This window comes from Streptomyces eurocidicus (assembly GCF_002891295.1).
In the GTDB taxonomy this organism is placed as follows: domain Bacteria; phylum Actinomycetota; class Actinomycetes; order Streptomycetales; family Streptomycetaceae; genus Streptomyces; species Streptomyces eurocidicus.
In genome coordinates this window covers 1-19,694 of the sequence record NZ_LGUI01000007.1, presented here as the reverse complement: position 1 = coordinate 19,694, position 19,694 = coordinate 1, and the positions used below count along the sequence as shown (strand labels likewise).

Annotated in this window: 10 protein-coding genes and 1 pseudogene; 3 read left to right on the top strand and 8 right to left on the bottom strand. The window is 73.1% G+C overall.

Features of this window, described 5'->3' with window-relative positions; all coding sequences use genetic code 11:
• Nucleotides 1-275: 275 nt before the first annotated feature.
• The 3 genes from AF335_RS21710 to AF335_RS21700 form a co-directional block, all read right to left on the bottom strand.
• Nucleotides 276-1,838: a serine/threonine-protein kinase gene (locus tag AF335_RS21710; RefSeq protein WP_102920141.1), complete on the bottom strand. Its 1,563-nt coding sequence runs from the start codon at nt 1,836-1,838 to the stop codon at nt 276-278.
• Nucleotides 1,835-2,833, bottom strand: a complete 999-nt coding sequence (locus tag AF335_RS21705; RefSeq protein ID WP_102920140.1) for a hypothetical protein — start codon at nt 2,831-2,833, stop codon at nt 1,835-1,837. The genes AF335_RS21710 and AF335_RS21705 overlap by 4 nt, the downstream gene beginning before the upstream one ends.
• 88 nt (nt 2,834-2,921) lie before the next feature.
• Nucleotides 2,922-5,027 (bottom strand): N-6 DNA methylase, encoded by a 2,106-nt coding sequence (locus tag AF335_RS21700; RefSeq protein WP_184743499.1) that lies wholly within the window; start codon nt 5,025-5,027, stop codon nt 2,922-2,924.
• A 196-nt stretch (nt 5,028-5,223) separates the two neighbouring features.
• On the opposite strand from AF335_RS21700, the gene AF335_RS21695 reads away from it, so the two are divergent.
• Together AF335_RS21695 and AF335_RS21690 are read left to right on the top strand one after the other, a co-directional pair.
• Nucleotides 5,224-5,949 carry an Rv1352/Rv1906c domain-containing protein gene (locus tag AF335_RS21695; protein WP_102920138.1) on the top strand — a complete coding sequence of 242 codons (726 nt, stop codon included), beginning with the start codon at nt 5,224-5,226 and terminating at the stop codon, nt 5,947-5,949.
• A gap of 178 nt (nt 5,950-6,127) precedes the next feature.
• Nucleotides 6,128-7,591 carry a DUF2079 domain-containing protein gene (locus tag AF335_RS21690; protein WP_102920137.1) on the top strand — a complete coding sequence of 488 codons (1,464 nt, stop codon included), beginning with the start codon at nt 6,128-6,130 and terminating at the stop codon, nt 7,589-7,591.
• Between the two features lie 187 nt (nt 7,592-7,778).
• Here AF335_RS21690 and mfd read toward each other — a convergent pair whose 3' ends face one another.
• The 3 genes from mfd to AF335_RS21675 form a co-directional block, all read right to left on the bottom strand.
• Nucleotides 7,779-11,336 carry a transcription-repair coupling factor gene (gene mfd, locus AF335_RS21685; protein ID WP_102920136.1) on the bottom strand — a complete coding sequence of 1,186 codons (3,558 nt, stop codon included), beginning with the start codon at nt 11,334-11,336 and terminating at the stop codon, nt 7,779-7,781.
• A 264-nt stretch (nt 11,337-11,600) separates the two neighbouring features.
• Entirely contained in the window at nt 11,601-14,174 is a 2,574-nt protein-coding gene (locus tag AF335_RS21680; RefSeq protein WP_102920135.1) for an ABC transporter permease, read from the bottom strand.
• Complete coding sequence (locus AF335_RS21675) at nt 14,171-14,959, bottom strand: ABC transporter ATP-binding protein (RefSeq protein WP_102920134.1); 789 nt, start codon at nt 14,957-14,959, stop codon at nt 14,171-14,173. The genes AF335_RS21680 and AF335_RS21675 overlap by 4 nt, the downstream gene beginning before the upstream one ends.
• Nucleotides 14,960-15,433: 474 nt before the next feature.
• Between AF335_RS21675 and AF335_RS36265 the strand changes: the two genes are divergently transcribed.
• Nucleotides 15,434-17,278 carry a lytic transglycosylase domain-containing protein gene (locus tag AF335_RS36265; RefSeq protein ID WP_170127779.1) on the top strand — a complete coding sequence of 615 codons (1,845 nt, stop codon included), beginning with the start codon at nt 15,434-15,436 and terminating at the stop codon, nt 17,276-17,278.
• A 100-nt stretch (nt 17,279-17,378) separates the two neighbouring features.
• Here AF335_RS36265 and AF335_RS21665 read toward each other — a convergent pair whose 3' ends face one another.
• Together AF335_RS21665 and AF335_RS21660 are read right to left on the bottom strand one after the other, a co-directional pair.
• Nucleotides 17,379-18,218 (bottom strand): coiled-coil domain-containing protein, encoded by an 840-nt coding sequence (locus AF335_RS21665; protein WP_311775594.1) that lies wholly within the window; start codon nt 18,216-18,218, stop codon nt 17,379-17,381.
• A 261-nt stretch (nt 18,219-18,479) separates the two neighbouring features.
• Nucleotides 18,480-19,694, bottom strand: a pseudogene (locus AF335_RS21660) (SUKH-4 family immunity protein); the annotation flags it as partial.

The following is a 19,694-nucleotide window of genomic DNA, read 5'->3' as shown; positions in this document are numbered from 1 at the left end:
ATCGTGCGACGGTTCCTCGATGTTAGGGAGTCGGTGTGACGCGGGCCACCGATTCGACCAACGATTCGCGATTCGCCGGGACGCGCGGTTCCGCCGACGACCCGTCAGCGACTTCGGCGACGGACCGTCAGGAGGCTTTCAGGACAGGCCCGGCAGGACGTTCGGGACGCTTCCCGGGCAGGCCCGCGAGAACCTTCGGAACGCTTCGGGAGCACGCCCCGGAAGCGCTCGCGCCGGACCTTCATCCTCGCGCCCGGACCGTCACTCCCGGACCGTCACGCCTGCACCTGGCCGAGCCACTGGAGGGTGTGCCGGACCTCGGCGGGCAGCGGGTGGTGCGGGCCGTGCAGCCGCTCGGCGTCGTGGAGCAGCGCGACGAGCGTGTCGTGGGCGGCCTGCCGGTCGCCGAGGGACAGCAGCAGATGGCCGATGCGGCGGCGGATGTCCAGGGGCGTGGTGGGGTCGTCCGGGTGGTTCTCGAAGTGCGGGAGCAGGGCGCGGTACTCGGCGAGCGCCGCGACCGCCTCCCCGAGCTGCTCCAGGCACTGCGCGGCGTCGTACTGGAAGCGCAGCACCCGGCGGGCGGCCTGCGGGCCGCTCTCGGTGGCGTAGTCGTCGGCGAGGCGGCGCAGTTCGGGCAGCGCCCGCCGGTACTGGCCGTCGTCCATCAGGGTGGCCGCGTACTGCCTGCGGAGGGTGCGCACCACCGTGGACCGCTCGCCGTGCTCGGCGGCGGCCGCAGGGAGGATCGAGCCGAGGAGGTCCACGGCCTGGGTGATGCCGCCCTGGTCGAGGAGGCGCTTGACCTCTTCCACCGCCTCGGCCACATCGGGGCCGCTGGGGGCCTCCGGCGGCGGGCCGAGCAGCGCCGTCGCGGGGACGGGAGCGGGCTGGGCGGCGGTGGCGGCGCGGTCGGGCCAGGGGGCGTGCGGCAGAAGGAAGGGACGCGTGGGGTCCATGGGCCCCAGGGCCGGTCCGGCGGCGCCGCCCAGGGACGCGCCGGGGAGCGGCAGCAGGGGCGCCAGCGCCCGGTACGCCTCCTGGGCGTCGGCGAGGCGGTGCAGCGGATCCTTGGCCATCAGGCGCAGGACGAGGTCCTCCAGGGGCTGGGGCACCTCGGGCCGCAGCCGGCGGACGGGGACGGGCGGCTCGTAGAGATGGCGGTGGAGCACGCCCAGCGCCGTCGACCCGGCGAACGGGACCTCCCCGACGAGCAGTTCGTGGAGCAGCACGCCCAGGGCGTAGAGGTCGGTGTACGGGCCGACCGCGCCGCCCATCGCCTGCTCCGGCGCCATATAGGCGGGGCTGCCTATGGGGGAACCGGTGCGGGTGAGCCGGGTGGTGTCGGTGTCCAGGACGGAGGCCACACCGAGGTCGAGGACGAGCACGGAGCCGTCCGGGCGGACCATGACGTTCCGCGGCTTGAGGTCGCGGTGGACGATCGGCACGGCGTGCACGGCGGAGAGCACGGAGCACAGCTGCGCCGCCACGGAGACGGCCCAGGGCCAGGGGTAGGGGTCGTTCTCGGCGAGGTGGTCGGCGAGGTCGGCGCCCTCCACGTACTGCATGACGAGGTACAGCTCCTCGCCGTCGCTGCCCGCGTCATGGACGGTGACCAGGCCGCGGTGGTCGACCTGGGCGGTGACCCGGCACTCACGGACGAAGCGGCGGCGCATCTCCTCGGCGCCCTCGGTGCCGGCCATCCGGTCGGGACGCAGCAGCTTCACGGCGACGCGGCGGTCCAGGCGGCGGTCGTAGGCGGTCCACACCTGGCCCATGCCGCCTTGGCCGATGACCGTGGCGAGCTCATAGCGGTCGGCGATGACGCGGCCGTTCACAGGCCCCGCTCCCTACGGTCCCGGGGCTCCCTGCGCAGCAGGTCGCTCAACTCGTCCAGCTCCGCGCGCACTTCGTCGATGCGCTGCGGCTGGTAAGGGGCCGCGGCCTGCGGACGGCGGTGCCGGCCCGGACTCTGCGGCTGGACCGGAGCCTGGGGCGGGGCGGGGGCGGAGTGCTGCTGCGGAGCGGAGTGCTGCTGCGGGACGGGCGGCCGCGGCGAGGCGGGCGGCTGGACGGGCGGGGACACCCGCTGGGGCTGCCGGGGCGCGGCCTGCCCGGGGAAGACCGTCTGCGCCTGGGAGACGTCCCGGGCGCCGTGGCCCGCCTGGGCGCCCGGCCACGGCGGAGGCGTGGGAGCCGGCGGGGGCTGGGGTATGTAGCCGTACGAAGGGGTCGGCGGCACCTGCCCGGCGTGCGGCGGCCGGGGGTGGGACGGCTGGGGATGGGACGGCTGGGCGGGGAACGGGGTCCGGAAGGGCTGGGTCTCCGCGAAGGCGTGGGCGGAGCGGACGTCCCCGGCGCCGGGCGCCGCGGGCGGCCCCGGCTGTCCGTACGCCTGGGCGGCGTTGCCCGCGTAGGCGTCGTACGCGTCGTAGGTGCCATAGGCCCCGGCCTGGGGAGCCTGGGGAGCCTGCGGGAACGCGGGGGCGAGCCGGGCGGCGAGATCCTTCTGGTGCTTGATGTCGCCCCAGATATAGGAGGTGAGGGTGTAGCCGCCCATCGCGAGCAGCACGATGATCGCCACATTGGGCCAGACCGTGTCGGCGAGCGACGTCCGGAAGAGGGAGATCAGATAGAGGGAGAAGACCAGCACTCCCCAGAACCGCGCCCAGTCCTGGCCCCGCCGGCGGACGATGGCGAGCCTCAGCATCGGCACCCAGCACAGGAGGCCGATAGAGCACACGGTGATGACGATGACGACCGCCCTGGTGGCGATCACCATCGATCTGCCGGGTCGGCTGTTCTGCGGCGGTGCGAGGCCGGGGCCGTTCATTCCTGCTCCTGGAGTGCGGTTGTGCCTGAGCCTATCTACCGACCCGGACAACGCCGCCCCAGTTGTACGGATCAGACGGTGTAACAGATCACTCCGGCCGAACCGTCCCGTCGGTCAGCCCGTCGTACAGCCCCTGGACGAGACGCCCGCCCAGCCGCTCGGTGAGCCGCAGCGCCTCCTCGAAGGCGGCGAGTTCACGGAAGCGGGTGCCGTAGCGCCGCTGGTCGGCCAGGGGCAGCCGGGGCACCTGGAGCCGGCGCACGTCGAGCCGGGTGGCGGTGGAGGCGTAGCTGCTGGCCTGGCGCTGGTTGGCGCTGCCGCGCAGGAAGCCGGCGAGGAACCAGGCGTCGAGCGCGGCCGGGTCGGGCCTCAGGAGGAACAGGCCGCGGCCGAGGGCGGCCCCGGCGGTGGCCTCGTCGACCACGCGGGCGGCGGTGACGTCCCCGAGGACCGGCACCACCACATCGCCGGCCTCCACGAGAACGGCCTCCTCGGCCGGGCCCTCGGGCAAGGCGCCGGAAGGGGCGCCGCCCGCCTTGACGTCGTAGTCGGTGAGGACGGGCGGGGCACCGGCGCCGGGCTCGGGGACCGCTCCGGGGCCGCCGGCCCGCAGCACCAGGGCTCCGGCGCGGGCGAGTTCACCGACGGTGGTGGCCGGCCAGCGGGCGGGGTCGGCGGGCTCCGGGGGCAGGGCCGGGGCCAGGTCGCCGGCCCTGCGCAGGGCGAGGGTGAGCCGGTCGTGGACATCGGCGAGCTCGGCGGTGCCGCCACCGGCGGCGGGCGGCGGGAGGTGGCGGGCCGGGGCGAGGTCCACGTCGTCGTCGAGGAGGTCGATGACGGGCAGTGAACGGCACCGGCCGGGCTGCTCGGCGACCGTGCCGTGCCGGTCGAAGTCCTCCCATGCCTCGAGGGCGGCGGCGCGCACGGCCTGCCAGGGGAGTTTGTCGCGGCCGGCGGGGGCGGGGCCGGTGGCACCGGCGGTGTCGACGAGCAGGACGTGCGGGGTGGGTGACTGCTGGGCGCCGGGCCGGCGCAGCACCCACAGATGGAGGGGGATGCCGTAGGGCGGTGCGGCCCCGGCGGGCAGGGCGATCACGGCGCGCAGGGCGCCGCGGCGCAGGAGGTCGGCGCGGATCCGGCGGCCGGAGCGGCGGGAGGCGACGGCCGGCGGCATCAGCAGGACGGCGGTGCCGCCGGGGCGCAGGCGGGCGAGGGCGTGCTGGACCCAGGCGAGCTCGGATTCGGTGCGGGCGGGGAAGCCGTATTCCCAGCGCGGGTCGTAGGCCAGCTCCTCGTGGCCCCAGTTGCGTTCGTTGAACGGGGGGTGGCACAGCACGGCGTCGGCCGTGGAGTCCGCGAAGGCGTCGGCACGCAGGCTGTCGCCCGCGCGCACCCGCACCCGGCCGTCGCCGTGCAGGGCGAGGCGGAGGGCGGTGAGGGCGGCGAGCTCGGGGTCGGCCTCCTGGCCGTGGATCTCGGCCGGGGCCGGGGCGCCCGTGGTGACGGCGGCGTGCAGCAGGCCGCCGGTGCCGCACGCGGGGTCGAGGACGGTGTGCGGCCGCTTCCGGTCGGCGGGGTCCTGGGCCCCCTGGGAGAGGCCGAGGGCGAGGGCGGCCATCAGCTCGGCGGGGCCGGCCGGGGTCAGGGTGTACTGCCGGGGATTGGCGTCGAGGTGCCTGCCCAGGAGGAATTCATAGACCTGGGCGGCGCTCCGGCCCGCGGCGAGCTCGGCCGCGCCGCGGAGGAAGGCGGAGGAGACGGCCAGCTCGGCGGGGCCGGGCACGGTGACGGGGTGGCCCTCGCCGAGCCGGGCGGCGAGCACGGCCTCCAGGGCCGTGGGCAGTTCCTCGGCCAGCTTGAGGTCGGTGAGGGCGGCGAGCTCCAGCCACGTCGTCGGACGGTCGTGGACGAGCAGGAGGACCGAGCCCGCGGCGCGCAGGGCGGCCACGGCGCCGGCCGGATCGCCGCTGAGCTGCTGCCAGACCCGCTCGCGCAGCGGCACCTCGGCGAGCTTGCCCTGATGGCGCAGCCAGGTCTCGACGTCGCCGAGGGCGAAGGTCGGGCTCGTCTCGGTGCCCCCTATGGGCTGGGGGAAGTCGGAGTGGCGCCGGCGCCAGTTACTGACCGCCGCGCGGCCCACCCCGGCCAGCCGGGCGATCCCGGCCGCGGTCACTTCCGCTGCGCTCTCCGGCACCGGGCTCCCCTCTCACTCGCCTGCTCGCTGGCCTGCGTCGTCTCGCTGTGGTGCCGAGCATACCCGCGCACACCGGCCCGACCCCTTCACAGCCGTGAACTCACCCTTTCTCGTGAACCGTGTTGACTCGGTTCACAGCGTCTGTTGTTATTGCCCAATCGGTTCACGATTTTCCCCACGCCGAAAGGTGTCAGCCATGTCTCACCACGCCAACCCCCACAAGCAGCGGAGCTGGTTCGCACGGCACAAGGTCCTCACCGGGGCCGGCGCGCTCGTCGTGGTCGTCGCGATCGGCGCCGCGGTCGGCGGCGGTGGCGACGACGGCAAGCCCACCGCCTCGTCGTCCTCGGACCGGGCGGGCGCGGGCAAGGGCACGGAGAAGGGAGATGCCAAGGAGGGCCAGGGCAGCAAGGACAAGGCCGGGAAGAAGGCCGACGTCTCCGGGAACGGCACGTTCCAGGTCGGCTCGGACATCAAGCCGGGCACGTACCGCTCCACGGGCAACAAGCTCGGGTGTTACTGGGAGCGGGCCAAGGACTCCAGCGGCGGGCTGGACGGCATCCTCGCCAACGACAACGTGGTCGGGTCGAGCTATGTGACGGTCAAGGCGGACGACAAGATCTTCAAGACGCGCGGCTGCAAGGGCTGGCACCGCGTCTCCGAGGACAAGACAGGCGCCGCCCCGCAGGCCCAGGTGTCCGGGAACGGCATGTACCGCGTGGGCGTCGACATAGCCCCGGGCACCTACAAGGCCGAGGGCAACAAGTCGGGCTGCTACTGGGAGCGCGACAAGGACGCCCTCCACGAGATGGACTCCATCGAAGCCAACGAGAACGTCACCGGCAGCGGCATCGTGACGCTCGCCCCCGAGGACGGCTACTTCAAGACCAACGGCTGCGCGGACTGGAAGAAGGCGGGCTGAGCCGCCCCCGACGAGGCCGAGGCGGTCCGGACCAGACTGAACCGGTCCGGGCGACGGCCCGTCTCCTGAAGGGGGGCCGGACGCCGAGGGGCTCCGCGTATCTTTTCCGACAGTCGTCCCGTCCGCCCGGACGGTCGTCCCACGCGTCCCCCGCAGCCCCAGAGAAAAGGACTCCCCCATGGACCCGGCCCCAGCCGCCACCGCTCCGGCACCGGACCGGACCGCGGCAGAGGCAGCGGCGGCACCCGGGGGCCGGCTCCGCGCCCACGCCCTGCGCGCGCCCCGGCTCGATCCCTACTGGGTGGCGGGCGCCCTCTTCGTCCTCTTCACCACGCTGTCGGTCTGCCGGCACCGGCGGATGCTCACCATGTCCTGGGACCTCGGCATCTTCGAGCAGGCCATACGCGGCTACGCCCACCTCCGGGCACCGGTCGCCGACCTCAAGGGCCCGGGCACCAACATCCTCGGCGACCACTTCAGCCCCGTCACAGCACTCCTCGCCCCGCTCTACCGGCTCTTCCCGGGCCCCGTCGTCCTGCTCGTCGCCCAGGCCGCCCTCTTCGCCCTGTCCGCCGCGCCCGTCACCCGGCTCGCCGCCGGACTGCTCGGCCGCAAGCGCGGCCTGGCGATCGGCATCGCCTACGGCCTGTCCTGGGGCGTCCAGCGCGCCGTCGACTTCGACTTCCACGAGATCGCCTTCGCGATGCCGCTGCTCGCCTTCTCCCTGGAGGCGGTGGTCCGCCGGCGCTGGCGGGCCGCGACGGCATGGGCCCTGCCCCTCGTCCTCGTCAAGGAGGACCTAGGGATCACCGTGGCCGCCATCGGCCTGGTCATCCTGATACGCCTGCGCGGCACCCGGCGCGAGCCGAAGCCCGCCGCGTTCGCCATCGGGCTCGTCGCCTTCGGGCTCGCCTCCGCCGCCCTCGCCTTCGGCGTGATCATCCCCGGCTTCAACAACGACGGCTCCTACGACTACTGGACCAAGATCGCCGCCGATGGCGGCCCCGCCCCGACCATCCCCGCCGACACCGCGATCCGCACCCTGCTGTGGCTGCTGCTGCCCACCACCGGGCTCCTCGCCCTGCGCTCCCCGCTGCTGATCGTCGCGCTGCCCACCCTCGCCTGGCGGTTCGCCTCCCACGACGACCACTACTGGGGCACCGACTGGCACTACAGCGCCGTGCTGATGCCCGTCGTCTTCATCGCCCTCACCGACGCCCTCACCCGGGCCCGTGAGAGCCGCCGCCCCTGGCTGCGCTCCTACGCGGACCACCTGCCCGGCGCCGCGCTCGCGGCGGCCCTGGCCCTGACCGCCTCCCTGCCGCTCTACGGCCTGACCGAAGCCGCCACCTACCGGATACCGGAGAACGTCCGCGCCGCCGAGCGGCTCCTCGACCGCATACCCGACGACGCCACGGTCGAGACCGACGTCGGGCCCATAAGCCGGCTGGCGGGGCGCTGCCGGGTGCTGTGGATCGGTGACACGCGGGGGCTGATACCCGGGTACGTGGCGATGCGGATACCGGACGGCAAGGGGGTGCCCGACGTCGTGGAGGACGTCCGGCGGCTGCATCCCGGTACGGAGTATTCGGTGCTGGGCAGTGAGGGCGGGTACGTGGTCCTGCGGAAGGCCGGGGCCTGACCGGGGGATCTTTCCCCTACCCGCCCCTTCCCGGAACCGGGGCTGGCGCCCCGGGCCCCCGTTCCGCGCTGACGCGCGGTGTCCTCAAGCGCCGGACAGGCTGATTTTCAGCCCGTCCGGGGGCACCCCCAGCGGTAGCAGCGGTAGCTGGGGAGCTTGAGGACCGGGGTCCGGGGCGGGAAAAGCCTCACGACCCCAGGATCGTCGTCAGGAACTCCCCCGTCCATGCCAGCAGCTCCCGCCCCACCAGCGGCTTGCCGCCGATCGGGCGGGTGGCCGGACGGGGCACCAGGATCTGCTGCGTCGCCGGCTTCATGACCGTGCGGGGGTATAGCCGCTTGAGGCGCAGTTCCTGGGACTCCCTCAGCTCGACCGGGCCGAAGCGGACGTTCTGGCCCTGGAGCGTGATGTCGGCGACGCCGCACGCCCGCGCCAGCATCCGCAGGCCCGCGACCAGCAGCAGGTTCTCCACCGGCTCCGGGAGCTTGCCGTAGCGGTCGGTGAGCTCCTCCCGGACGGCCCGGATGTCCTCCTCGCTGTTGGCCGAGGCGATCGCCCGGTACGCCGCCAGGCGCAGCCGCTCGCCCGGCGCGTAGTCGTGCGGGACGTGCGCGTCGACCGGCAGCTCGATCTTCACCTCCAGCGGCGCCTCCGCCTCCTCCTCACCGCCCTCGACCGAGGCCCGGTAGTCGGCCACGGCCTCGCCGACCATGCGGATATAGAGGTCGAAGCCCACGCCGGCGATGTGCCCGGACTGCTCGCCGCCGAGCAGATTGCCCGCGCCGCGGATCTCCAGGTCCTTCATCGCCACATACATGCCCGCGCCCATCTCGGTGTGCTGGGCGATCGTGGCCAGCCGCTCGTGCGCGGTCTCGGTCAGCGGCTTCTCCGGCGGGTAGAGGAAGTAGGCGTAGCCCCGCTCGCGGCTGCGGCCCACCCGGCCGCGCAGCTGGTGCAGCTGCGACAGACCGAAGTTGTCGCCGCGCTCGACGATCAGGGTGTTGGCGTTGGAGATGTCGATGCCCGACTCCACGATCGTCGTCGAGACCAGCACATCGAACTTCTTCTCCCAGAAGTCGACGACGACCTGCTCCAGCGCGCTCTCGCCCATCTGCCCGTGCGCCGTCCGGATCCGCGCCTCCGGCACGATCTCGCGCAGCCGCGCCGCGGCCCGGTCGATGGACTCCACCCGGTTGTGGATGTAGAAGACCTGACCCTCGCGCAGCAGCTCACGGCGGATGGCCGCGCCGATCTGCTTCTGGTCGTAGGGCCCCACGAAGGTCAGCACCGGGTGGCGCTCCTCCGGCGGCGTGGTGATCGTCGACATCTCGCGGATGCCCGTCACCGCCATCTCCAGGGTGCGCGGGATCGGGGTGGCGGACATCGTCAGCACGTCGACATTGGCGCGCAGCTTCTTCAGCTGCTCCTTGTGCTCCACGCCGAAGCGCTGCTCCTCGTCCACGATGACCAGGCCCAGGTCCTTGAACTTGGTCTCGGACGAGAAGAGCCGGTGGGTGCCGATGACGATGTCGACCGAACCCTCGCGCAGCCCCTCCAGGACTGCCTTCGCCTCGGTGTCGGTCTGGAACCGCGACAGCGCCTTCACGACCACGGGGAACTGGGCGTACCGCTCGGAGAACGTCCCGAAGTGCTGCTGCACCAGCAGCGTGGTGGGCACCAGCACGGCGACCTGCTTGCCGTCCTGCACCGCCTTGAACGCGGCGCGGACCGCGATCTCCGTCTTGCCGTAGCCGACGTCGCCGCAGACCAGGCGGTCCATGGGGACGGACTTCTCCATGTCCTCCTTGACCTCGGCGATGGTGGTGAGCTGGTCGGGCGTCTCCGCGTACGGGAAGGCGTCCTCCAGCTCCCGCTGCCAGGGGGTGTCCGCGCCGAAGGAGTGCCCGGGGGCCGCCATCCGCGCCGAGTACAGCTTGATCAGGTCGGCGGCGATCTCCTTGACGGCCTTCTTGGCGCGCGCCTTCGTCTTCGTCCAGTCCGCGCCGCCGAGGCGGTGCAGCGTGGGCGCCTCCCCGCCGACGTACTTGGTGACCTGCTCCAGCTGGTCGGTGGGGATGTAGAGCCGGTCACCGGGCTGGCCGCGCTTGGCGGGCGCGTACTCCACCAGCAGGTATTCCCGGGTCGCGCCCTGGACGGTGCGCTGCACCATCTCGATGTAGCGGCCGACGCCGTGCTGTTCGTGGACGATGTAGTCGCCCGCCTGGAGGGTGAGCGGGTCGATGGTCTTGCGGCGGCGGACCGGCATCCGGCCCAGGTCCTTGCTGGCGGACTTCTGCCCCGACAGGTCGGTCTCGGTGAGCACCGCGAGCTTCAGGCCCGGGTCGACGAAGCCGTTGTCGAGGCTCGCGCAGGAGACGTGGACGACGGACGGCGACAGCTCGGCCACGTCCGCGTCCAGCCGGGCGGCGATGCCCTCGCCGCCGAGGACCTCGGCCGTACGGGCGGCGGGGCCGTGGCCCTCGGTGACGAAGACGGCGCGCCAGCCGTCCGCGAGCCAGCCCTTGGTGTCGGCCAGGGCGCGGGCGGTGTCGCCGCGGTAGGTCTCGGGGGCGTGCATGCCGAGCTTGAGGGTGTCGCCGTCACCCGCCGCGCCGGCGGCGAATGTGAGCGTCTCGTCGGCGGCGAAGGGGCTGACGGACCACCACATCATGCCGAGCTCGCGGGCCCGGTCGCGGACGTCCGCGATGCCCCACAGCGAGGCCGCGTCGACGTCGATGGGCGCCTCGCCGCCGCCGGCCGTGGCCGCCCAGGACGCCTGGAGGAACTCCTGGCTGGTGGCGACGAGGTCGGCGGCGCGGGTCCGCACCCGCTCGGGGTCGCAGACGACCGCCATGGCGTCGGCCGGGAGGACGTCGAGGAGCAGCTCCATGTCGTCCACCAGGGCGGGGGCGAGGGACTCCATGCCCTCCACCGCGATGCCCTCGGCGATCTTGCCGAGCAGCTCGCCCAGCTCCGGGTGCTCCTCCGCGAGCTCGGCGGCCCGCGCCCGCACGGCGTCGGTCAGCAGCAGCTCACGGCAGGGCGGCGCCCACAGACCGTGCTCGGCGGCCTCCAGCGACCGCTGGTCGGCGACCTTGAAGTAGCGGATCTCCTCGATGTCGTCGCCCCAGAACTCCACCCGCAGCGGGTGCTCCTCGGTCGGCGGGAAGACGTCGAGGATGCCGCCGCGGACGGCGAACTCGCCCCGCTTCTCGACCAGCTCGACCCGGGCGTACGCGGCGGCGGCCAGCGCCTCCGTGACGTCCCCGAGGTCGGCGCTCTCCCCCGTGCGCAGGCTGACGGGCTCCAGGTCGCCGAGCCCCTTGACCTGCGGCTGGAGCACGGAACGCACGGGCGCCACGACCACGCTCACGGGCCCCGCCGCCGGGTCGTCCGCGCGCGGGTGGGCGAGCCGGCGCAGCACGGCGAGGCGCCGGCCGACGGTGTCGGAGCGCGGCGAGAGCCGCTCGTGCGGCAACGTCTCCCAGGCGGGGTAGTCCACGACGCCGTCGGGCGGCAGCAGCGAGCGCAGCGCCGCCGCCAGGTCCTCGGCCTCCCGGCCGGTGGCGGTGACGGCGAGCACGGGGCGCCCGGCGGAGCGGGCGAGGGCGGCGATGGCGAAGGGCCGCGCGGCGGGCGGTCCGACGAGGTCGACGTGCGGGCGGTTGCCGTCGGCCGCGGCCTTGACCGCTTCGGCGAGCGCCGGATCGTTGACGACGGCGTCGAGCAGACCGTGCAGGCTCATGAAGGGCTTCCGATCCCGGTTGGACGTGAGGGACAACGCGAATCGCCCGACACGTACGTACGGGCCGGGGTGCCCCCAGCCTACGACGGTGGGCCGACGGACACCGCTGGAACGATTCGCCCGGGCCGGTCCGCGCGGCGGACGGCACGAAAAGCCAAGGAAGGACAGGAACGGAAGGACGGGAAAGGAAACGGCCCGGCCCGGACGCGCACCCCCGTGGCGCGTCCGGGCCGGGCCGGGTCCGGCGGACCCCCGGTTGAGGGATCAGTCGGTGGCGATGGCCTTCAGGACGTTCATCCGGCCCGCGCGGAACGCCGGGACCAGCGCGGCCAGCAGGCCCACGACGGCCGAGCCCAGGAAGACCGTGGTGATCGTCGGCCAGGGGATGTCCAGGACGCCGAGGCCCTGGAGGGCCAGCAGCTTCTGGGCCGTGGTGCCCCACGCCATGCCGAGGCCGAGGCCGAGCAGGGCGCCGAAGAGGGCGATGACGACCGACTCCAGGCGGATCATCCGGCGCATCTGGCGGCGGGAGAGACCGATGGCCCGCAGCAGGCCGATCTCCCGGGTGCGCTCGACGACCGACAGCGCCAGGGTGTTTACGACGCCCAGCACCGCGACGACGATCGCCAGGCCCAGCAGACCGTAGATCATGTTGAGCAGCCGGCCGACCTGGTCCTTGATCAGCTTCTTGTAGTCGGCCTGGTCACGGACCTTGATCTGCGGGTAGTCCGCCACCGCCGCCTTGAGCGACTCGGCGGCCTCCTTGGCCTTGCCGTCGGCGGCCTTGGCGAACACCAGCATGTCCAGCGGCATCTTGTCCGCCGGCAGGTACTGCCGGGCGGTGTCCAGGGCGAGGAACATCCCGCCCTTGTTGATGCTGGTGTCGTCCGAGGTGATGGCCTTCACCCGGAGCCCGGCCGTGCGTCCCTCGACCATGGCGACGGTCAGCTTGTCCCCGAGCTTGATGCCGTGGTCCTTGGCGAAGCCCTCCGGCACGGACATGGCGTCCTTGCCCCAGACCTCCGCGAACCTGCCCTGCACCGTCTCCGTGGCCAGGTCCTCGCCGTAGGTGGCCACCGAGGCGTTGAGACCCTGCTTGACGGTCTTGCCGTCGGGGAGGGTGAGCTTGGCGTTGACGGTCGTGATCGGGGTGAGGTGCGCGACGTCGCCCGCCGACCGGATGGCCTTGCTCTGGGCGGGGCTGAGCGGCTGCTCGTTCTCGTTCTGGATGATGAAGTCGGCGCCCACCGACTTGTCGAGCTGCTCGGTGGCCGAGGCCACCATCGAGGAGCCCACCACCGACAGCGCCGCGACCAGCGCGAGCCCGATCATCAGCGCCGAGGCGGTGGCGCCCGTACGGCGCGGGTTGCGCAGCGCGTTCCGCTCGGCGAGGCGGCCGACGGGCCCGAAGACCCGCAGCACGACCGCGCTGATCACCCGCACCACCAGGCCGGCCAGCAGCGGCCCGACGACGACGAAGCCGACGAGGGTGAGGAGGACACCGAGGCCGAGCATCCCCGAGCCCGCGGCCGCGGTGTCGGCCTTGGCGGCGGCGACCAGCGCCAGCCCGCCCGCGGCGGTCAGCACCAGGCCGATCACCGTGCGCACCTTGCCGGCCTTGCCGTCGGCCGGGGTGCCCGCGTCACGCAGGGCGGCCATCGGGGAGATCTTGGTGGCCTTGAAGGCCGGCAGGCAGGAGGCGAGCAGGGTGACGAACACCCCGATGACCAGGCCCACGACCGGCGTCGTGGCCTTGATCGTCAGCTCCGAGGTGTCGAGCTTCATGCCCATGGAGCCCATGAGCTCCATCAGCCCGACGGCCAGCGCCACACCGCCGCCGATACCCAGCACCGAGCCGACGACACCGAGCAGTACGGCCTCCACCAGCACCGAGCGCATGATCTGCGGGCGGCTGGAGCCGATGGCCCGCATCAGGCCGATCTCCCGGGTGCGCTGGGCGACCAGCATCGAGAAGGTGTTGACGATGAGGAAGACACCCACGAGGACGGCGATGCCGGCGAAGCCGAGCAGCGCGTACTTCATGACGTCCAGGAAGGAACCGACGTCCTTCTTGTTCTCCTCCTTGCTCTCGGCGGCGGTCCGCAGGGCGTAGTCGCCGGCGGAGGAGCCGAGGGCGGCGGAGACCCGCTCCTTGAGCTGCTCGTCGCTGACACCGGAGGCGGCGGTCAGCCCGTAGCCGCTGAACGCGTCCGTGCTGCCGAGGAGCTTCGCCTGGGCGGTCGGGGTGTCGAAGTAGAGGACGGCCGCGCCGGGGTTCGTGGTCTTGTACGTGGCGATGCCGACGACCTTGACGGTGAAGTCGCCCGGGGCGGCGATCACCCGGAGCGTGTCGCCCGTCCGCACGCCGTGCTTGTCGGCGGTGTCGGAGTCGAGGACGGCCTCGGCCGGGCCGTGCGGCTCGTGGCCGCTGGTGATCTCGACGGACTTCTTCTGGCTCTCGTCCCAGTTGGTGCCCACGGTGGGGGCGCCGGAGGTGGGGCTGAGGTTCTTCTTCCGCCCGTCGACGACGGTCAGCTGCCGGCTGTTGGCCGACGGCTCGACCTTGGCGACGCCGTCGACCTTGGCGAGCTTCTCCCGCAAGGAGGCCGGGACCGTCGCCGGCCTGCCGGTCGCCTGCGCGTCGTCGTTCTTCTCCGGGCCGACGGACACGTCCGAGGCGGTGTTGGCGAAGAGCTTGTCGAACGTGGCGTTCATGGTGTCGGTGAAGACGAGCGTGCCGCACACGAACGCCACCGAGAGCAGGACCGCGACGGCGGAGAGCGCCATGCGGCCCTTGTGCGCGAGGAAATTGCGCAGGGAGGTCTTGAGGACGGTCACGACACCCGTCCACGCGCGTCGAAGTTCTTCATGCGCTCGAGCACCGCGTCGGCGGTCGGGGAGTGCATCTCGTCGACGATCCGGCCGTCGGCGAGGTACAGCACACGGTCGGCGTACGAGGCGGCCACCGGGTCATGGGTGACCATGACGATGGTCTGGCCCAGCTCGTCCACGGAGCGCCGCAGGAAGCCCAGCACCTCGGCGCCGGCCCGCGAGTCGAGGTTGCCGGTCGGCTCGTCACCGAAGATGATCTCCGGCCGGGCGGCGAGGGCGCGGGCCACGGCGACGCGCTGCTGCTGACCACCGGAGAGCTGGTTCGGGCGGTGCTTGAGCCGCCCCGCGAGGCCGACGGTCTCCACGACCCGGTCCAGCCACTCCTTGTCCGGCTTACGGCCGGCGATGTCCATGGGGAGCGTGATGTTCTCAAGGGCGCTGAGCGTCGGCAGCAGGTTGAACGCCTGGAAGATAAAGCCGATCCGGTCCCGGCGCAGCCGGGTGAGCTTCTTGTCCTTGAGACCGGTTATCTCGGTCGAGTCGATGAAGATCTGGCCGGAGGTGACGGTGTCGAGCCCCGCCAGGCAGTGCATCAGCGTCGACTTGCCGGAACCCGAGGGTCCCATGATGGCGGTGAACTGCCCACGGGCGATGTCCACGTCCACCCGGTCGAGGGCGGTGACCCGGGTCTCCCCGGATCCGTACGCCTTCACGACCTGACGGGCGCTCGCCGCGACAGCCGTATGCCCTCCACTGCCCCCGGTCCTGGGAATCGATACAGCGGTAGTCACGTGGGTCTCCTCTTGCCTGTTCCGCCCGGTGCGTCCGTGCCACCGGGCCATGTACTCAGCCTGCGGGAATGCGGGTACCGGCCGCGATGGTGCTGCTCCGTGTATCCGAGGTGGGGCTGACCCCACCCCCGCACTCCGGCCGTCCGTAAGAAGGCTAGGTAGGCCCTGGGTCCCCCTCCTCCTGCTTCGGGACGAGCCGCGGGGAGGAGATTGCGGGGAACACCCCCTAGGGGATGCGACGTTCTCCGCGCCCCCGTCTCAGGGTCGCGCCGGTCGCGCGACCGTACGCCCCGGCACCGGCGGTGCGCCCCCATGGACGGCGCCCGCGCGGGGAACGAAGAGCGAAGAATGCGTGAAGCCGGTCCCCGGACAAGACAATTGGGTCCGGAGAGAATTAGTGTTCGGGTTCATGGCCGAGGGGGGCACTGTGCGACCCCCTTCGCACCGGCCGACGGCCTCCGGAGGAAGCAGCCAGTGAAGATACTCCGTACCCGCGCTGCCAGCGTTTCCCGGCAGGGTCTGTGCACGGCCCTGCTCGTCGCCAGCCTCACCGCCGCCGTCGGCGTCAGCCCGCCGCACAACATCGCCGACGCCGACGACACCAAGCCCGGCCCCGACAACCCCCAGGGCCTGCCGCACGGCACGCCCAACCTCACCCTGCCGGACCTCAAGCCCCGCTCCCCGGGCCCGCTGCCCCCGCCCGACAAGAGGCTCGACGGGTCGGACGCCGCCACGGGCATCCCCGCGACCGCCCTGGACGCCTACCGCAAGGCGGCCCAGGCCATGCGGACCGACCGGCCGGACTGCCACATCCCCTGGGAGCTCATCGCCGGCATCGGCATGGTGGAGTCGCACCACGGCACCCTGGAGGGCAGACAGCTGCTGCCCGACGGCCGCAGCGACCGGAAGATCCTCGGCCCCCGCCTGACGGGCGGGCAGTTCGCCGTGGTCCGGGACACCGACGGCGGCCGCTACGACGACGACCCCGTCTTCGACCGGGCCGTCGGCCCCACCCAGTTCATCCCCTCCACCTGGGAGAGCTTCGCCTCCGACGGCAACGGCGACGGCGTCAAGGACCCCAACAACATCTACGACGCCGCCCTCGGCACCGCGCGCTACCTCTGCGCCGACGGCCGGGACATGAACAAGCCGGAGGACCTCGACAAGGCCATCCTCCGCTACAACCCGTCCCGCGAGTACGTCACCGCCGTCCTCGCCTGGATGCGGAAGTACCAGTCCGGCGACGTCGCCGAGCTGCCGGCCCTGCCGGGCGGCGGCAGCCCCGCGCCCTCCACCCCGGGCACCACGCCGGTCCCGCCGGACCGGAAGCCGGGGAACACCCCGGGCGGCTCGACGGGCGGCTCCACGGGCGGCTCGACGAGCCCGGCGAAGCCGACGCCTCAGAAGCCCGGCCCGCAGAAGCCCACGCCTCAGAAGCCGACCCCGGAAAAGCCCACGCCGGAGAAGCCGACCCCGGAAAAGCCGACTCCCGGGAAGCCCGCGCCCGTCGCCCACCTCGACCGTAAGGACGTCGCCGAGAGGTGGCAGACCACCGAGGGCACGGCCTTCGACGAGCGGGCCCGCGTACGCGCCACGGACCGCACCGGCAAGCCGGTCGCGGGCGTCCAGGTGACCTTCGAGATCATCGGCGACACCGACGCCTACTTCCGGAGCGGTGCCAAGGCGACCAAGGTCACCAAGGTCACGGCCACCACCGACAAGAACGGCGTCGCCTCCGCATCACAGGCCGTCGTCGCGGGCGACCGGTCCGGCGACTTCTCCGTACGGGCCACCGTCGACGTTCGGGGCGTCAAGCCCGTCGACTTCTACGCCAAGGTCGTGGCCCCGCAAGCCGACACCCTCAAGCAGGTCGGCAACGACACGTTCATGGCCGCCCCGGACAGCGCCTTTGCCAAGCGCCTTACGGTCATCGCCACGAAGAACGGCAAGCCCGTCGCCAACCTCGGTCTGACCGCCACGGTGACCGCCACGAACGGCGAGAAGGACGCGACCTCCGGCCCCTACTTCAAGGACGACCAGGGGAGGCCGGTCCGCACGCTCACCCTCGAGCGGACCAACGGGGAGGGCAAGCTCATGCTGCCCGAGCTGTTCGCGGACAAGAACACGGGGGGCTACGCGCTACGGGTGACGACGGCCGACGGGAAGACCCTGGTCGTCCAGCTGCTCGTGCGACAGCAGGATCAGAAGCCGGCCCAGGACCAGGACCAGGACCAGGGCGGGAAGGAGACCGGCTCGCCAGCCACGCCGTCCACGCCCCCCTCGACCGCACCCGCGAAGAAGGCCGGCGCCACGTCGTAACCGGGGCTCCGCACCGGACCCCGGCCCCCGGTCGCCGGGCGGGCTCAGCGGCCGCCCGGCGGCCGGGGACGCCGCGCCGCCGCGGGGGGCGCGGGGGAGCTCACAGCTCCCCCGCGCCCAGGTCCTCCGCGACCGGCTTCCCCGTCAGCGCGGCGAGGCTGTGCCGTACGTGCGCCATGTGCGCCCGCAGCTCCTCCCGCCGCTCGTCGTGCTCCCGCAGCACCCGCTCCGTGTCCCGGGCCACCCGCTCCTCGCGCACCCGCGCGTGCGAGATCAGCGCCACGCCCTGCGCCTCCGCGTCCTCCTGGCCGTGCCGCGCGGCCTCCTCGGCCTCCGCGTAGCGCCGCTGCGCCTCGGCCAGCGCGTTGCGCGCGTACTCCTCCATGGCGGCGATCCGCACGTCCAGCGCCGCCTCGCGCTCGGCGATCTCGCGGCCGGCCGTCTCCCAGCGCTCCGCGTGGCCCTTCTCCTGGTCCGCGAGGACCGCTGCCGTGCGCTGCCGCATCTCCTTCAGTGCCGCGAGGGACTCCTCACGGCGCTCCTTCACCTCGCGGCGGGCCACGGCGCCCACGTCCTCGGCGACGGCCTCGGCCGCCTCCAGGGCCCGGCGCCCCCAGTCCTCCGCCTCCGCGCGCACGGCCACCGCGTGCTCGTGCGCGGAGTCCCGCACCGCGCGCGCATGGCCCTCCGCCGTGTCCATCAGCTCGACCGACGCCGCCTCCGCGCGCTCGCGCAGCCCCGCCGCCTCGGCCTGCGCCGTGAACAGCAGCCCCTGGGCCCGGTGGCCCAGCTGCTCGTAGGTCTGCGGCGGAAGCTGGGCCACGACCTGCGCGAGGCGCGCGACCTCGTCCTCCATCTCGCGCGCCAGCACGGTCAGCCGGGCGGCGCGCTCCCACGCGTCGTCGCGCCGGCGCGCGTACTCGGCGAGAGCGCGCTCCACCTGATCAGGACGGTAACCACGGCCCCGTACCACGGAGAAACCGTCAGGAGATACCGATGCACTCATCCTTGAAGCCCCTTTTATCCCGGATATCCGGTATGTGACGCGGTCCGGCGCACATCATTCCTGGACGACGGAACCGCCCGAAACACGACACTCCGCCCGCTTCCTCTGTCAAGAATGCGCCGACCGACGACAGCAGGGCGTCCGACCCTCCTCAAGGGTCGAACGCCCTGCGCCCTCAACACGCCGGTCGGCCCCCTAGAAGAGACCGTCCCACATCTGCTCGACCAGCACGGCCCACCAGTTCTCCGCGGATGCCAGCGCCGCCGGGTCCAGCGCCAGCAACTGCTCCTGGAAGTCCACGGTCCAGCGCCCGGCCTGCTCCGGCGTCAGCCCGTAGCGCCAGCGCCACATCTTCCCGAGCAGAGCCAAAGAGCGTACGAACTGAGGAAGGCTCGTGTTGACGAACTGCGGTGGCACCGGCCCGCCGTCCGGTCCCGCCTCCATCGGCACCGCCACGATGTGCGCCGTGCCGTACTGCACGCACAGCTGCCGCCCGTAGTCGCTGCCCATCACCAGATACGAACCGGCGTCCGGGGCCGCCCGCACCCCGCGCTCCGCCGCCAGCTCCCCCAGCGTCGGCACCGGCCGGCCCGGCTGCGCCTGACCCCAGAAGAACGGGCCGAAATCCACCGGCAGCCCCGCCCACACCAGCGTCTGCGCCACGATGTCCGGCACGCCCTGCCGCGACACCGCGCGCTGGTCGAACCGGAACACGCCCTGCGGGCCGAACGACTCCGCCAGCTCCCGGGCGACGCCCTCCGGACCCACCGGAGGCACCTGCCGCACCTGCTGCGGGTGCGGCAGCGGCACCCGGTTCGGCGCCGGCCGCGCCGGGCCGTCCGCCACCTGGTGCAGCTCGCCCTGGTGCTCCACCAGGTGCCGCACGCCCTGCTGCCGGGTCGCGTGGTCACGCCCGTACGCGGCCGTGTGGCTCACCCGCACCTGCGGCCAGGTCTCACGCACCATACGGGCGCAGTAACCGCCCGGCAGGTCGCACGACTCCAGCTCCGTGTGCAGCTCCAGCACCTGCTGCGGCGGCACGTTCATCGCCCGCAGCTCGTGCAGGATCTGCCACTCAGGGTGCGGCGTACCCGGCGCGCTGCGCCGGATGAGCTGCTGCTCGGAACCGTCGGGCGCGCGATAGCGCAGTACGGCCATGTAGCCGGGCCCGACCGTCGGCAGCCCGGAGGGGGCTTGCGGATAGCCGTACGCGCCGGGCGCACCGGGCGGCACGGGAGCGGCGGGGGCGTGCGGGGCCGCCGGTGCGCCGGGTGCGCCCGGCGGCGTCGGGCGCCGGGCGCACCCGGACCGGCGAGCATCGTCGCCGCGGCGTGCACCCCTCCGGGCCCTGCGGACCGCCGGGGGCGCCCGGAGGCACGGGCCGCCCGTGGCGGGCCGGCCCGGGGCCCC

Excerpts from the sequence above, each read along its gene's own strand:
- AF335_RS21705 (WP_102920140.1), bottom strand. The coding sequence starts at position 2,833 with ATGAACGGCCCCGGCCTCGCACCGCCGCAGAACAGCCGACCCGGCAGA.
- AF335_RS21695 (WP_102920138.1), top strand. The coding sequence starts at position 5,224 with ATGTCTCACCACGCCAACCCCCACAAGCAGCGGAGCTGGTTCGCACGG.
- AF335_RS21690 (WP_102920137.1), top strand. The coding sequence starts at position 6,128 with ATGGACCCGGCCCCAGCCGCCACCGCTCCGGCACCGGACCGGACCGCG.
- mfd (WP_102920136.1), bottom strand. The coding sequence starts at position 11,336 with ATGAGCCTGCACGGTCTGCTCGACGCCGTCGTCAACGATCCGGCGCTC.